The 14,327-nt window shown below is 69.8% G+C and carries 11 protein-coding genes; 5 read left to right on the top strand and 6 right to left on the bottom strand.

The window, feature by feature from the left end; translation table 11 throughout:
• Positions 1–107: 107 nt before the first annotated feature.
• The 6 genes from AB0A95_RS24905 to AB0A95_RS24880 all read right to left on the bottom strand — a co-directional run bounded on the left by AB0A95_RS24905 (position 108) and on the right by AB0A95_RS24880 (position 7,562).
• Complete coding sequence (locus AB0A95_RS24905) at positions 108–1,169, bottom strand: succinate dehydrogenase/fumarate reductase iron-sulfur subunit (protein ID WP_357558167.1); 1,062 nt, start codon at positions 1,167–1,169, stop codon at positions 108–110.
• Entirely contained in the window at positions 1,166–3,094 is a 1,929-nt protein-coding gene (locus tag AB0A95_RS24900; RefSeq protein WP_357558166.1) for a fumarate reductase/succinate dehydrogenase flavoprotein subunit, read from the bottom strand. The genes AB0A95_RS24905 and AB0A95_RS24900 overlap by 4 nt, the downstream gene beginning before the upstream one ends.
• A gap of 12 nt (positions 3,095–3,106) precedes the next feature.
• Positions 3,107–3,913 carry a hypothetical protein gene (locus tag AB0A95_RS24895; RefSeq protein ID WP_357067767.1) on the bottom strand — a complete coding sequence of 269 codons (807 nt, stop codon included), beginning with the start codon at positions 3,911–3,913 and terminating at the stop codon, positions 3,107–3,109.
• Positions 3,914–4,143: 230 nt separating this feature from the next.
• A complete protein-coding gene (locus tag AB0A95_RS24890) occupies positions 4,144–5,526 on the bottom strand; it encodes a metallopeptidase TldD-related protein (protein ID WP_357558171.1) in 1,383 nt (460 codons plus the stop codon).
• 206 nt (positions 5,527–5,732) lie between these two features.
• A complete protein-coding gene (locus AB0A95_RS24885; protein WP_357558165.1) occupies positions 5,733–7,169 on the bottom strand; it encodes a TldD/PmbA family protein in 1,437 nt (478 codons plus the stop codon).
• A 33-nt stretch (positions 7,170–7,202) separates the two neighbouring features.
• Positions 7,203–7,562 carry a Uma2 family endonuclease gene (locus AB0A95_RS24880; protein ID WP_357558164.1) on the bottom strand — a complete coding sequence of 120 codons (360 nt, stop codon included), beginning with the start codon at positions 7,560–7,562 and terminating at the stop codon, positions 7,203–7,205.
• 570 nt (positions 7,563–8,132) lie between these two features.
• Here AB0A95_RS24880 and AB0A95_RS24875 point away from each other — a divergent pair.
• The 5 genes from AB0A95_RS24875 (at position 8,133) to AB0A95_RS24855 (ending at position 14,253) form a co-directional block, all read left to right on the top strand.
• Positions 8,133–9,215 carry an ABC transporter ATP-binding protein gene (locus tag AB0A95_RS24875; RefSeq protein WP_357558170.1) on the top strand — a complete coding sequence of 361 codons (1,083 nt, stop codon included), beginning with the start codon at positions 8,133–8,135 and terminating at the stop codon, positions 9,213–9,215.
• Positions 9,212–10,375, top strand: a complete 1,164-nt coding sequence (locus tag AB0A95_RS24870; protein WP_357558163.1) for a dipeptide ABC transporter ATP-binding protein — start codon at positions 9,212–9,214, stop codon at positions 10,373–10,375. The genes AB0A95_RS24875 and AB0A95_RS24870 overlap by 4 nt, the downstream gene beginning before the upstream one ends.
• Entirely contained in the window at positions 10,372–11,379 is a 1,008-nt protein-coding gene (locus tag AB0A95_RS24865; RefSeq protein WP_357558162.1) for an ABC transporter permease, read from the top strand. Before AB0A95_RS24870 ends, AB0A95_RS24865 begins: the two co-directional genes overlap by 4 nt.
• A gap of 10 nt (positions 11,380–11,389) precedes the next feature.
• Positions 11,390–12,376: an ABC transporter permease gene (locus AB0A95_RS24860; RefSeq protein WP_357526204.1), complete on the top strand. Its 987-nt coding sequence runs from the start codon at positions 11,390–11,392 to the stop codon at positions 12,374–12,376.
• 134 nt (positions 12,377–12,510) lie between these two features.
• On the top strand, positions 12,511–14,253 hold the full coding sequence (locus AB0A95_RS24855; RefSeq protein WP_357558161.1) for an ABC transporter substrate-binding protein: 1,743 nt from the start codon (positions 12,511–12,513) through the stop codon (positions 14,251–14,253).
• Positions 14,254–14,327 lie beyond the last annotated feature (74 nt).

Below are 14,327 nucleotides of genomic sequence, written 5' to 3'. Positions count from 1 at the left end.
GCCCGGGGGGGGCGGGCGCGCCTGGGGGGTGTCACACCCCCGGGGCGGCGGGGGCCCCCCCCCGGGGGGCCGCGGCAACAGCCGCGGCCCCCGTCTTCGTTTTGGCTTTAGTGCTTGTCTTGGTCTGGGTGTGCGAAGTTGAGGTGCTCCGGGGGCAGCGGGAAGGTCACGTCGTCACCGAACGGTGACGGCGCGGCCGCCCGGTCGAACGTGAGCTCGGTCAGCGGCAGCTTGCCCCGGTCGTCGACCGCCGGAGCGGTCGGGTGAGGCACCTCCCGGTCCCAGTTCACGCCGCTCTGCGCCTGCGCCTCGGCCCGCGAGTCGTGGGAACCACCCGCGTGCGAGTGCACCCCACCACGGGCGGAGCCCGGCGTCGCCGAGCCCGAACGGGCGGTGGTCACGCTGGTCTGGGGCGTCTCGCCCCGACGGAAGATCTTGCTACCAAGCCACACAAGGGGATCGTACCTGCGGTCGACGACCCGTTCCTTCATGGGGATGATCCCGTTGTCAGTGATCTTGATGTGCTCGGGGCAGACCTCGGTGCAGCACTTGGTGATGTTGCAGAAGCCGAGGCCCTGTTCGGCCTGCGCGTACTCCTTGCGGTCGGTCCGGGCGTCCAGCGGGTGCATGTCCAGCTCGGCCGCCCGGATGAAGTACCGCGGGCCGGAGAACGCCTGCTTGTTCTCCTCGTGGTCGCGGATCACGTGGCAGACCGTCTGGCACAGGAAGCACTCGATGCACTTGCGGAACTCCTGCGAGCGTTCGACGTCGACCTGCTGCATCCGGTAGTCACCCGGGGCCACGTCCGCCGGCGGGGCGAACGCCGGAGTCTCCCGTGCCTTCTCGTAGTTGAACGAGACGTCGGTGACCAGGTCCCGGATGACCGGGAAGGTCCGCAGCGGGGTGACAGTGACGGTCTCCTCGTCACCGAAGGTCGACATCCGGGTCATGCAGCCCAGCCGCGGCTTGCCGTTGATCTCCATGGAGCAGGAGCCGCACTTGCCGGCCTTGCAGTTCCACCGGCAGGCCAGGTCGGGCGCGTCGGTGGCCTGGAGGCGGTGGATGACGTCGAGGACGACCTCGCCCTCGTTCACCTCGACCATGTAGTCCTGGAGGTCCCCGCCGGTCTCGTCACCCCGCCAGATCCGGAACTGACGCTTCGCGCTCATCGGTTGTCCGCCTCTCCAGCGTCGGCGACGAGGGCGTCGAAGTCGGCGAGCTCCTCGTCGGTGAGGTACTTGGCCAGCTCGGCCCGGTCGAAGAGGCCGATCAGCTCCGGCCGCATCTTCGGCAGCGGCTTGCGGGTCAGGCGTACGGCGTCGCCGTCCAGCGAGCAGACCAGGTTGACCTGCCGCCACTTCGGCTCCATCGCCGGATAGTCCTCCCGGGTGTGCCCGCCGCGCGACTCCTGCCGCTCCAGCGCCGCCTTCGCTGTGCACTCCGAGACGACAAGCATGTTGCGCAGGTCCAGCGCCAGGTGCCAGCCCGGGTTGTAGCGCCGGCCGCCGAACGCGCTCACCTTGGCGACCCGCTCGCGCAGCTCGGCCAGCCTGCCCAACGCGTCGGCCAGCTCGCCCTCGCGCCGGATGATGCCGACCAGATCCCCCATGACGACCTGGAGGTCCTGCTGGAGGGTGTACGGGCTCTCGCCGGTGTCCCGTTGCAGCGGGGCCAGGGCGGTCTCCACGGCGGCCTCGACAGCGTCCACCGCCACCTTCGGGCGGGCGGCCAGCCCGTCGGCGTAGCTGGCCGCGTGCCCGCCCGCCCGCTTGCCGAAGACCAGCAGGTCGGACAGCGAGTTGCCGCCCAACCGGTTGGAGCCGTGCATGCCGCCGGAAACCTCGCCGGCCGCGAACAGCCCGCGTACGTGGCCGAAGGCGGCACCCGAGTCCGGGTCGACCTCCACGCCGCCCATCACGTAGTGGCAGGTCGGCCCGACCTCCATCGGCTCCGCGGTGATGTCGACATCGGCCAGCTCCTTGAACTGGTGGTACATCGACGGCAGCCGCCGGCGGATCTCGTCGGCCGAACGCCGGCTCGCGATGTCCAGGAAGACACCGCCGGCGGGGGAGCCCCGACCGGCCTTGACCTCACTGTTGATCGCGCGGGCCACCTCGTCGCGGGGCAGCAGCTCCGGCGGACGCCTGTTGTTGTCCGGGTCGGTGTACCAGCGGTCCGCCTCCTCCTCGGTCTCCGCGTACTGCTTGCGAAAGACGTCGGGGACGTAGTCGAACATGAACCGCTTGCCCTCGGAGTTCTTCAGGACGCCACCGTCACCACGCACCGACTCGGTGACCAGGATGCCCTTCACCGAGGGCGGCCAGACCATGCCGGTCGGGTGGAACTGGAGGAACTCCATGTTGATCAGCGTCGCCCCGGCGCGCAGCGCCAACGCGTGCCCATCCCCGGTGTACTCCCAGGAGTTCGAGGTGACCTTGTAGGAGCGTCCGACACCACCGGTGGCCAACACGACGGCCGGCGCCTCGAAGAGGATGAACTCCCCGGACTCGCGGTAGTAGCCGAACGCGCCGGCCACCCGGTCACCGTCGAGTAGCAGCTCCGTGATGGTGGTCTCGGAGAACACCCTGATCCGGGCGTCGTACGAGCCGAACTCCCGCTGGTCCTCCTGCTGGAGCGACACGATCTTCTGCTGGAGGGTGCGGATCAGCTCCAGGCCGGTCCGGTCGCCCACGTGCGCCAGGCGCGGGTACTCGTGGCCGCCGAAGTTGCGCTGCGAGATCTTGCCGTCCTTCGTGCGGTCGAAGAGCGCGCCGTACGTCTCCAGCTCCCAGATCCGCTGCGGCGACTCCTTCGCGTGCAGCTCGGCCATCCGGAAGTTGTTGAGGAACTTGCCGCCGCGCATGGTGTCGCGGAAGTGCACCTGCCAGTTGTCGCGGCTGTTCACGTTGCCCATGGCGGCTGCCGCGCCGCCCTCGGCCATCACCGTGTGCGCCTTGCCGAAGAGCGACTTGGAGATGATCGCGGTCTTCTTGCCGGCGAGCCGGGCCTCGATCGCCGCGCGCAGACCGGCGCCGCCGGCCCCGATGACGACGACGTCGTAGTGGTGTCGTTCGATGCGAGTGGTAGTGGTCATGTCAGGGGCCCTTTAGTTGATGAACCGCAGGTCGGAGAACCACTCAGCCGCGAGCGCCATGATGTAGAAGTCGGCGAGCGCCAGGGTGCCGAGGGTGATCCAGGCGAGCTGCATGTGCCGGACGTTCAACGCCGAGACGAACGTCCAGGCCTTGTACCGCACCGGGTGCTTGGAGAAGTGCTTGAGCCGGCCACCGATGATGTGCCGGCACGAGTGGCAGGAGATCGTGTACGCCCAGAGCGCCACCACGTTGACCAGAAGGATGATGTTGCCCAGCCCGAAGCCGAAACCCTTCGGCGAGTGGAAGGCGAGGATCGCGTCCCAGGTGTTGATCAGCGAGATGATCGCGGCGGCGTAGAAGAAGTAGCGGTGCAGGTTCTGACCGAGCAGCGGGAAGCGGGTCTCACCGGCGTACTCCTTGTGGCCGTCCGGGACGGCGCAGGCCGGCGGCGACAGCCAGAACGACCGGTAGTAGGCCTTGCGGTAGTAGTAGCAGGTGAGCCGGAACAACAGCAGGAACGGCAGGGTCAGCGCGGCATCCGGAATGACCCACCAGCCGGGCAGGAACCGGCCGAAGTGCGAGGCTGCCTCGACGCACCTGTCGGTCACGCACGGGGAGTAGAACGGGGTCAGGTAGTGGTACGCGTCGACCCAGTAGTTGTCATGCTGGAAAACCCGGACCGTCGCGTACGCGACCCAGGCGCTGAGCCCGATCACGGTGATCAGCGGAGCGAACCACCAGCGGTCGGTACGCAACGTCTTCGCCGCGATGGCGGCGCGCGCCCGCGCTTTCCGCGGCCTCGTTGCCGTTGAAGTCATTCGACTCGTCTCCTCGACGGGCCCGTACGGGCGGGCTGATCTTTCTCCGGTCGGCACGCGGACCGGCGAACCCGCACCCGCTGCCACGTCAAGCGCACACCAACGACCACGCCGGATCGACCGACGCAGCTAAGTGACACACGTTACGCCGATCTCCGCGAGCCGTCCGCGCAAGGGAGTGTCCCGTGTGTCTGGCCTGCGGAAAAGCCGGGCGGCGCCGGTAGGGGACGTCACCCGGAAGCGCCTCCGGTGAAGTGCCAGGACGCCAGTCGCAGCGAGGGTGCGGCCCACCACGCACCGTCCACCCGATCCGGTTGGCGCACCGCCCGCGCGCCCAGCCCGAGCACGGCACCGGGGCCGAGCGCCCGCGGGTAGGACTCGGTGAACCGCAGGTCGCGCACCGCACGCACGACAGCGCCGTCCTCGATGAGCCACACACCGTTGCGGGTCAACCCGGTGACGACGAGGCTCTTCGGGTCGAGCACCCTCGTGTACCACAGGTCGGTGACCAGCAACCCCCGCCGTACGTCGGTGACCAGCGCGGCGGTGTCCGCGTCGACGACCGCTCCGGCCGCCGTGCCGGTGGTGCTCCGGCCGGTCGCGCTGGCCGGGCCGGCCAGCGCGCCGGAGAGGCGCAGGTTACGGGCCATCGGGCCCCAGGTGGCGCCACCGGCGACCGCGTGCCCTGTCGACTCCGCGCCCGCCGCGGCGGCGGTTCGCCTGTCGTGCGCCACCGCCCGGGTGGTGCCCGACTCGACAAGGGTCAGCGCCCGTCGACCGGTGCCCTCCGCGTCGAACGGCAACCCCGACGCGCCCAACGGGTCGTCCACCACTGTCACCGCCCGGTCGAACTGGGCCACCCCCGGCTCGGCGAACGACTGCCGCTCGGCGTACCGCTTGCCGTTGAAGCCGTACCAGGAGAGGTTCTGTAACAGGTCCGCCACCGCGGCCGGCTCGAACACCACCTCGTAGTGCCCCGGTGGCAACTCGACCGGGTCGGCCGCCGCCCGGGCCTTCGCCGCCGCCTGCGCGCCCAACTCGGCGCCGTCGAGGTCGGCGAGCCGGTGGGCGTGGCGTCGGGCCACCCCGTCCGCGCCGTCGCGACGCGCGATGCCGTCCATCGCCGCCTCCGCCGAGCGGCCGTACGACGTGTGCCCGGCCGAGTTGGCGAACGCCGACGAACGGTGCGCGGTACGGCAGTAACCGGCCGAGCTGAGGCCCCCGGCGGCGGCCACGAAAGCGCCGACCCGGTCGGCCCGCTGATCCGGCTCCGCGTGGGCGGTGGCCTCGTCGACCTCCGGTGCGTCCGGCGTGGGTGTCGGCGGGGTCAGCCCCGGCCAGCCCGGGTCGGGCGGGCAGAGCCGGGCCGCCGCCAGGGTGCGCTCCACCAGGGCGCTCAACCCGTCGGCGGTGACCACGCTGCCGCTGCCGGCGGCGGTCCGACCGTCCACGTGCACCCGCAACCGGACCCCGACGGTCGACTCGGCGACGTTCTGGTGGATGGCCGAGTTGGCGAACCGGGTCAACGCCAAGTCCGCCCGCGTCACCACCGCCTCGGCCTGCGCGGTCGGCCCGCCCAGGCGACGCACCAACTCCACGACCTGCCCTGCCAGCTCCGGCTCACTCCTCGCGCTCACGCTGGGCCACCTTTCGTTCGCGACTGCGGGGCTCGCAAAACCGGCTCACTCCTCGCGCTCACGCTGGGCCACCTTTCGTTCGTGACTGCGGGGCTCGCAAAACCGGCTCACTCCTCGCGCTCACGCTGGGCCACCTTTCGTTCGCGACTGCGGGGCTCGCAAAACCGGCTCACTCCTCGCGCTCACGCGGACACCCCCACCCGGACGTTGCGGAACCGGGCCGGCGCGGCCGGGTGGCCGGTGTGGCCGATCTGGCCGGGCTGGCCCTTGCCGCAGTTGGGCGTGCCCCAGGAAACCGTCTCGCCGGAGAGCATGTCCATCGAGCGCCAGAAGAGCGGGCCGATCCCGGTGTACGTGGGATTGCGTAGCATCCGCCCCCGCCGACCCTTCTTGATCTCCCAGCCGACCTCGCACCCGAACTGGAAGTTGAGCCGTTTGTCGTCGATCGACCAGGACCTGTTGAGGTCCATCAGCACGCCCTCGTCGGTCGCCGCGATGATCTCCTCCAGGGTGTGCGGGCCGGGTTCCAGGCCGACGTTCGTCATCCGCACCATCGGCAGCCGGGCCCACCCGTCGGCCCGTACGCTGCCGCCGTAGTCGAGGCTGGCCATCGCGGCCGAGTCCCGGCCGGCGAGCACACCCACCCAGCGACCGTCGCGGACCGCGTCCCGCCTGACCGCCGGCGAGCCCTCGTCGTCGAAGCCGAAGCTGCCCAGCGCGCCCGGGATCGTCGGGTCGATGGTGATGTTCATCAGCTCGGAGCCGTAGCGCAGCGACCCGAGCTGGGCCAGGTCCAGCCAGGACGTGCCGGCGAACGCCGCCTCCCAGCCGAGGATCCGGTCCAGCTCGATGGCGTGCCCGACCGACTCGTGGATCTGGAGGGCCAACTGCTCGCCGCCGAGGATCAGATCGGTCTCGCCGGCCGGGCACAGCGGCGCGGTGAGCAGCGCCCGGGACTCATCGGCGATCTGTGCGGCGTGAGCGGCCAGGTCGAGCGACTCGACAAGCTCCCAGCCGGTGGTGCCGTACTGCCCCCGGTAACTCGGCCAGGACCGGCGCTGCGTCTCGCCGTCGCCGATCGAGGTGGCGGAGATGCCGCCGCCGCACTCGCGGATCCGCTGGTCGATCCGGTGGCCCTCGCTGGAGACGAACCACTTCGTGGTGTCCCAGATTTGGTACAGGCCCTCGGCCAGGTCCGCGCCGTGTTCGGCCATCGTGCGGGTCGCGCCGACCAGCAGGTCGCCCTTGTCGGACAGGGGCACCCCGAGGGGGTCGATCTCGCAGCCGGAGGCCCAGGTCGCGGTGACCGCCTCCGCCGGCACCAGGTCGACAGGTGGGCCCGGCACGCGCCCGCTCGCCATGGCGGTCCGCGTGGCGCGCCGGCCGGCGTCGCGGGCGGCGGCGTCGGAGAGATCGGGTACGGCGTGGAAGCCCCAACTCGCACCGACGAGCGCCCGGACACCGAGCCCGATGCTCTCGTCCTGGGTCAGCTCTTCCACGTCGCCGTTGCGCGCGCTCATCGACTCGTAGCGGCGGTGCATCACCCGCGCGTCGGCGTACCGCGCTCCCGCGTCGAGGGCGGCCTGGACGGCGGCGGTGGCCGCGTCGAACTCGGTCATGCGACCGACCCTAGGCCAGCCGACCGACACCCGTCAGGGGACGAGGTCTTCCGGCCGGATGGTGGCCCGCACCGGCTCCGCCAGCTCCAACACCTCGCCGGCCCTGGTCACCGACCGCTCGACGTAGTGGGAACCCTGTCGCTGACAGAGGTGCACGGTCAGGGGCTCCTGCTCAACGAGCAGATACCACTCGATGCCGGCCTCGCCGTACAGGTGCGGCTTCAACACCCGATCGATGACGGCGGTGTGCGGTGCGGTGATCTCGCAAGCCAGCAGGACCGCTCCCGCCGGCACGCAGTCCGCCGCGAGATTCAACTCCGCCGTCACCACGAGGTCGGGGTTGAGGATCCGCGTGGCGTTCAGCCACAGGTTGATGACCGAACTCAGTGTCAATCTCGCCGATCATGGAGTTGTGGTGGGTAACAGAACGCCCGTAAAACCCCCAAAGTCGGCACCACAACTCCATGATCGCCAAGCCGGGCCCAGCCTGCTCCCGATCGGGCACTTCCTGTCCCGGGTTGACCCTCCGGCTACAGCCCTAACGCAACGGTGTTGTCGTGGATGTAGTGGTAACGGCACGTCGGTGATGCCACTACACCCTGGTTCGAGCGCGATCTTGGCCTCGGCCGGCCCCAACCCCACCACGCGGTCTCTCGGGGACGGTGTTCGTCGTCAAGATCCGCGCAATATCAGGGTTGTTGCTGCTTCCAGCGCGCCGGAGGCAGCAACAGCGGGGAAGTTGCGTAGATCTTGGCGCGGGGCGCGGGATGAACGGGCGTGGATGCCGAGGTGACGGGGGTGCGGGGCCGATGCCGACTCGTTACGCTCGGGCCCGCTGACACGCGCCCACTTTGTAGCTTATTTTCACCCTCGGGACTTTCCTGTAAGTTCTCTTCGTCACAGAGGGAGGCGGCCGTGGAAAGCTCGGAACCGGTGCCGTCCGGGGAGCCGGACCGCCCCGCCGTGCCGGCGCAGCGCTCCGACCAGGACGCCTACCTGCGGGTGAGTGACCTGCGGGTCCGGTTCGACACCGAGGACGGCGTGGTGCGCGCTGTCGACGGGGTGTCGTTCGCCGTGGAGCGGGGCCGCACGCTCGGCATCGTGGGCGAGTCGGGCTCCGGCAAGAGCGTCACCTCGCTGGCCATCCTCGGCCTGCACGATCCGAAACGGACCACCATCACCGGGGAGATCTCCGTCGGCGGCCGGCAGGTGGTCGGCCTCGCCGACGAGGAGGTACGCCGGCTGCGTGGCCGGGACATGGCGATGATCTTCCAGGATCCACTGTCGGCGCTGCACCCGTACTACACGGTGGGCCGGCAGATCGCCGAGGCGTACCGGGTGCACCACCCGAAGGCCAGCCGGCGCGAGGCCCGCCAGCGGGCTGTGGACATGCTGGACCGGGTCGGCATCCCGCAGCCGGCGCGCCGCTTCGACCAGTACCCGCACGAGTTCTCCGGCGGCATGCGCCAACGGGTCATGATCGCGATGTCCCTGGTCAACGACCCGGCGCTGCTGATCGCCGACGAGCCGACCACCGCGCTGGACGTCACGGTGCAGGCACAGATCCTGGACCTGCTCGCCGATCTCCAGGAGGAGTTCCACTCCGCGATCATCCTGATCACCCACGATCTGGGCGTGGTCGGTCAGGTCGCCGACGACGTGCTTGTCATGTACGGCGGGCGCGCCGTCGAGCGGGGCAGCGTCGAGCAGGTGCTCCGTGCGCCGCAGCATCCGTACACCTGGGGGTTGCTCTCCAGCGTGCCGTCGCTGCACGGCGACGCGGACGCGGACCTGGTGCCCATCCCCGGCAACCCGCCCAGCCTGATCAACCTGCCGCCGGGCTGCGCGTTCCACCCCCGCTGCCGCTACGCGGACCGCGTCGGCAGTCGATCCCGCACCGAGGTCCCCGAGCTGCGCCCGGCCGGCGGGACCGGCCCAGCCGGCGTGGCGGGGGCGGCCGGCCACCTGGTGGCCTGCCACCTGAGTGCCGAGGAGCGCGCCGCGCGCTACGCCGAGGACGTCGCATCAGTGGGGGTGGCCCGATGACCGACGAACCACTGCTGCGGGTCCGCGGCCTGACCAAGCACTTTCCGGTACGCCAGGGGCTGCGCGCCACCGGCCTGGTGCGGGCGGTGGACGGGCTCGACTTCGACGTGCGCCCGGGGGAGACGCTCGGGCTGGTCGGGGAGTCGGGCTGCGGCAAGACCACCACCGGCCGGATGCTGGTGCGGCTGTTGGAGCCGACGAGCGGCAGCATCGAGTTCGCCGGGCGCGACATCACCCACGCCGGCCGGCGGGAGTTGCGCCCGCTGCGCCAGGACTTCCAGATCATCTTCCAGGACCCGTACGCCTCGTTGAACCCTCGGCACACAGTGGGTCGGATCGTGGCGATGCCCCTGGAGGTCAACGGGATCAAGCCGCCCGGGGGCACCAGGGCGCGGGTGCAGGAGTTGCTGGAGCTGGTCGGGTTGAACCCGGAGCACTACAACAGGTACCCGCACGAGTTCTCCGGCGGTCAACGTCAACGCATCGGCATCGCCCGCGCGCTGGCGCTGCGGCCCAAGCTGATCGTCGCCGACGAGCCGGTGTCCGCGCTTGACGTCTCGATCCAGGCACAGGTGGTCAACCTGCTGCGCGACCTGCAACGGGAGCTTGGCCTCGCGTTCGTGTTCATCGCGCACGACCTGGCCGTGGTCCGGCACTTCTGCCAGCGGGTCGCGGTGATGTACCTGGGCCGGATCGTGGAGATCGGCGACCGGGCGGACATCTACGAGCGTCCGCAGCACCCGTACACCAGGGCGTTGCTCTCGGCGATCCCGGACGTCACCCAGCTCGGCCCGGCGGGTCGGATCCGGCTGACCGGTGACGTGCCCACGCCGCTGGACCCACCGTCGGGGTGCCGCTTCCGCACCCGCTGCTGGAAGGCGCAGGACATCTGCGCCAGCGAGGAGCCCGCGCTGGTGCCACGCGACGGCGGCCGGCAGGCCACCGCGTGTCACTTCCCCGAAGGGGAAGCGGCCAGCACGAGCCCCGAAGGGGAAGCGGCCAGCACGAGCCCCGAAGGGGAAGCGGCCAGCACGAGCCCCGAAGGGGAAACGGCCAGCACGAGCCCCGAAGGGGAGGCGGCCAGCACGAGCCCGGAGCCGGCCGACGCCGACGCGGCGGGACGCGAGGCCACCGCGAACGTCGAGGAGGTGCCGTCGTGAGCCTGTCCCCGGTGGAGGGTGTGGCGCTGGCCGAGATCGAGTCCGACCCGAAGGCGACAACGACCGCGGCGAAGGGCGTCGTCGGGCGTTCGCCCGGTCAGCTCGCCTGGCTGCGGTTGCGCCGCGACCGGACGGCCGTGATCAGCGGCGTACTCCTGATCTTCTTCATGGTGTTGGGGTTGTCCGCCCCGCTGATCGAGATGGTCTACGGCGTCGGTCCGCGGGAGCAGTTCCAGAGCCTGCTGGACGGCTTCGGCATGCCTCTCGGTTATGCGGGTGGGGTCACCGGGGAGCACTGGTTCGGCCTGGAGCCGGGGCTGGGACGGGACATCTTCATCCGGTTGATCTACGGGCTGCGGACGTCGTTGTTCATCGCGTTCGCCGCCGCGTTGATCACCGCGACGATCGGGATCGTGCTCGGCGCGCTCGCGGGCTACCTCGGCGGCTGGCTCGACGCGGTGATCAACTGGATCACCGACCTGACGCTCGCGATGCCGTTCCTGATCATCGCGCTGGCTCTCACCCCCACCATCACGCTGCGCTTCTACGGTGAGCGGGGCCAGGTGTCGTCCGCCTTCGGGGTGGGGGTGCTGATCGCCGTGTTCGCCATCTTCGGCTGGACCAGCACGGCACGGCTGGTCCGTGGGCAGGTGATCGCGCTGCGCGAGCGGGAGTTCGTGGAGGCGGCCAAGGCCAGCGGGGCCGGGTTGGGGCACATCATCTTCCGGCAACTGCTGCCGAACATCTGGGCGCCGATCCTTGTCTCGTTCTCGCTGGCGGTCCCGCAGTTCATCACCAGCGAGGCGGCGCTGTCGTTCATCGGTGTCGGCCTCAGCGACGAGACCCCGAGTTTCGGTCGGATGATCTACGACAGTCTGGACTTCCTCCAGACCGACCCGGCCTACGTGTTCTTCCCGGGCATCATGATCTTCGCGCTGGTGTTCGCCTTCAACCTCTTCGGCGACGCGTTGCGGGACGCGCTCGACCCGAAGTCGTCCCGGTAGGGGTGGGCTCATGTTCCGGTTCCTGATCAAGCGGCTCTTCTCGGCCACGCTGACCCTGTTCGCGGTGAGCGTGCTGACCTTCCTGATGTTCTTCGCCCTGCCGCGCGACCCGGTCAGCAGCATCTGCTCGAAGAACTGCAACCCGGAGCGGCTGGAGCGGGTCCGCGACGACCTGGGCCTGAACGACCCGCTGGTCAGCCAGTACGCCGGTTACATGAAGGGCATCGTCACCGGCCGGGATCTGGGTAGCGCCCAGGGTGGCCGGTGTGACGCGCCGTGCCTGGGCTGGTCGTACGTCAGCAACGAGGCCGTCTCGGACACCATCGCCCGGGTGCTGCCGGTGACGCTGAGCATCGTGATCCCGGCGGCCATCCTCTGGTTGCTGCTCGGGGTGGGCCTCGGCATGGTCTCCGCGTTGCGGCGCGGCACCTGGCTCGACCGGGCGGCCATCGGCTTCTCGCTGACCGGAGCGTCGTTGCAGCTCTACTTCGTGGGCGCGGTGCTGCTGCTGGTCTTCGTCTACAACCTGCGGTTGCTGCCGGTGCCCAGCTACACCTCCATCTTCGACAACCCGGCGAAGTGGGCGAGTGGGCTGGTGCTCGCCTGGGTGGCGCTGGCCTTCCTCTTCTCGGCCATCTACGCCCGGCTGTCTCGGGCGCAGATGCTGGAGACCCTGTCCGAGGACTTCGTCCGGACCGCGCGGGCCAAGGGCCTGGCCAAACCCACTGTGTACGGGAGGCACGCGCTGCGCGCGGCGATCACCCCGGTGGTGACCATCGCCGGGCTGGACGTGGGCGGGGCGCTGGGCGGGACGGTGATCACCGAGACGACGTTCGGCATCCAGGGGTTGGGGCGTACGGCGGTGGACGCGGTGCGCGCGGGTGACCTGCCCACCATCATGGCCACGGTGCTGATCGCTGCCGTCTTCGTGGTGTTGGCGAACGTGCTGGTAGACCTGTTGTACGCGGCCATCGACCCCCGGGTGCGGCTGCGCTGAGCGCGACGCACCTCCGATGGCGAAATTTATCGACAACTGTTACACAACTCGTAGGTTTTCTTCCTTACGATCCTCGGGACGTCGGCGGTTCTCGCCCCGACGAAACGCACGGCACATGGGTGAAGGGGGTATTCATGAGACCACGCGTGGTGGCCGCCGCGGGCGGCGCGATCGCTCTGGTGGTGGCATTGGGTGCGTGCTCGAAGAACACGGGCGAGGGCACCACGGTGGACACCGACCGGCAGCAGACCGGGGTCATCGCGACCGACCCCAAGGACTCGCAGGGGCCGGCGGCCGAGGTGAGCGGCGCGGCGAAGGGCGGCACCTTCACCATCATCCGGGAGTCGCCGATCTCCCACCTCGACCCGCAGCGGACGTACTCGTTCGCCGGTCTGATGACCAACCCGCTCTTCGCGCGCTACCTGACCACCTGGAAGGACGACGGCAAGGGCGGCCTGGTCCTCGTCGGCGACCTGGCCGAGACGCCCGGCAAGAACGTCAACAACGACTGCAAGGTCTGGGAATTCACGATCAAGGACGGGGTGAAGTTCGAGGACGGCCGGCCGATCACCGCCAAGGAGATCGCGTACGGCATCGCCCGCTCGTTCGACCCGGACCTGTCCGGCGGCCCGACCTACATCCAGGAGTGGCTGGCCGACACCCCGCAGTTCGACACCAAGTGGGACTTCAAGAAGAACAAGACGTCGCTGCCGCCCGGCCTGAGCACGCCGGACGCGAAGACGCTGCGCTTCGAGTTCGCCAAGCCCCGCTGTGACCTGCCGTTCGCGGTCTCGCTGCCGACCACCGCGCCGCTGCCGGCCGACAAGGACACCGGCGTCGACCTGGACAAGCAGCCGTTCTCGTCCGGCCCGTACAAGGTCGCGAAGAACCAGGTCGGCGTACAGATCACCCTGGACCGCAACCCCAACTGGGACCCGAAGACCGACCCGGTCCGACACCAGTACCCGGACCAGTTCGTGTGGAGCTTCGGCCCGACCGCGGACGCCGCCAACAACCGGGTGATCGCCGACAACGGCGCCGACCAGAGCGCGCTCGCCTTCAACTTCGTGCCCGCCTCGCTGGTCGCCAAGGTGGCCGGTGACGCCGCGCTCAAGCCCCGGACGATCCTCTCGCCGACCCCGAGCGCCAACCAGCTCGTCATCAACAACCAGCGGGTCACCGACCTGAAGGTCCGCCAGGCTCTCAACTACGCGATCGACCGTGAGGGCTTCATCAAGGCGATGGGCGGACAGACCGTGGCCGCGCCGCTGACCACCCTGATGCCGCCGGCCACCATCGGCTACAAGGCGTACGAGGCGTACCCGGCGGGCGCCAACGGCAACGTCGACAAGGTCAAGGAGCTGCTCGGCGGAAAGACGCCGGAGCTGGTCCTCGGTGTCGCCGACAACTCGACCGAGCAGCAGCAGGGCGCGCAGCTCAAGGCCAACCTGGAGCGGGCCGGCTTCAAGATCACGCTGCGGAACATCTCCGACGACGCGAAGCTCGACGAGATCAAGAAGAAGGACAACCCCTGGGACCTGTACATCGGTAACTGGGCGGCGGACTGGCCGAGCGGGGCGTCGATCCTGCCGGTGCTCTACGACGGCCGCACCATCAAGGCCGAGGGCAACAGCAACCAGTCCTACTTCAACGATCCGGCGATCAACGCCGAGATGGACCGCATCCAGGCCATGCCCGCCGGCGACCAGGGCCCGGAGTGGGCCAAGCTCGACGAGCGGATCATGAAGGAGCACGCGCCGGTGGTGCCGCTCTTCGTCGACGTGGCCTACAACGTGCACGGGTCCAAGGCCGGCGGGGTCTTCATCTCCAGCGTCTTCGGCTACCCGTCGTTCGTGAACGCGTACGTCAAGCCGTAGGTCGCACCACAGGCCAGCAGGGTCCCCTCCCGACAGCGTCGTCGGGAGGGGGCCCTGCTGTTCTTGCCGGGCAG

The organism is Micromonospora sp. NPDC049230, assembly GCF_040647875.1.
Taxonomy (GTDB): domain Bacteria; phylum Actinomycetota; class Actinomycetes; order Mycobacteriales; family Micromonosporaceae; genus Micromonospora.
Note: the sequence above shows the minus strand (reverse complement) of the source record. Positions and strands in the feature narration are given on the sequence as shown.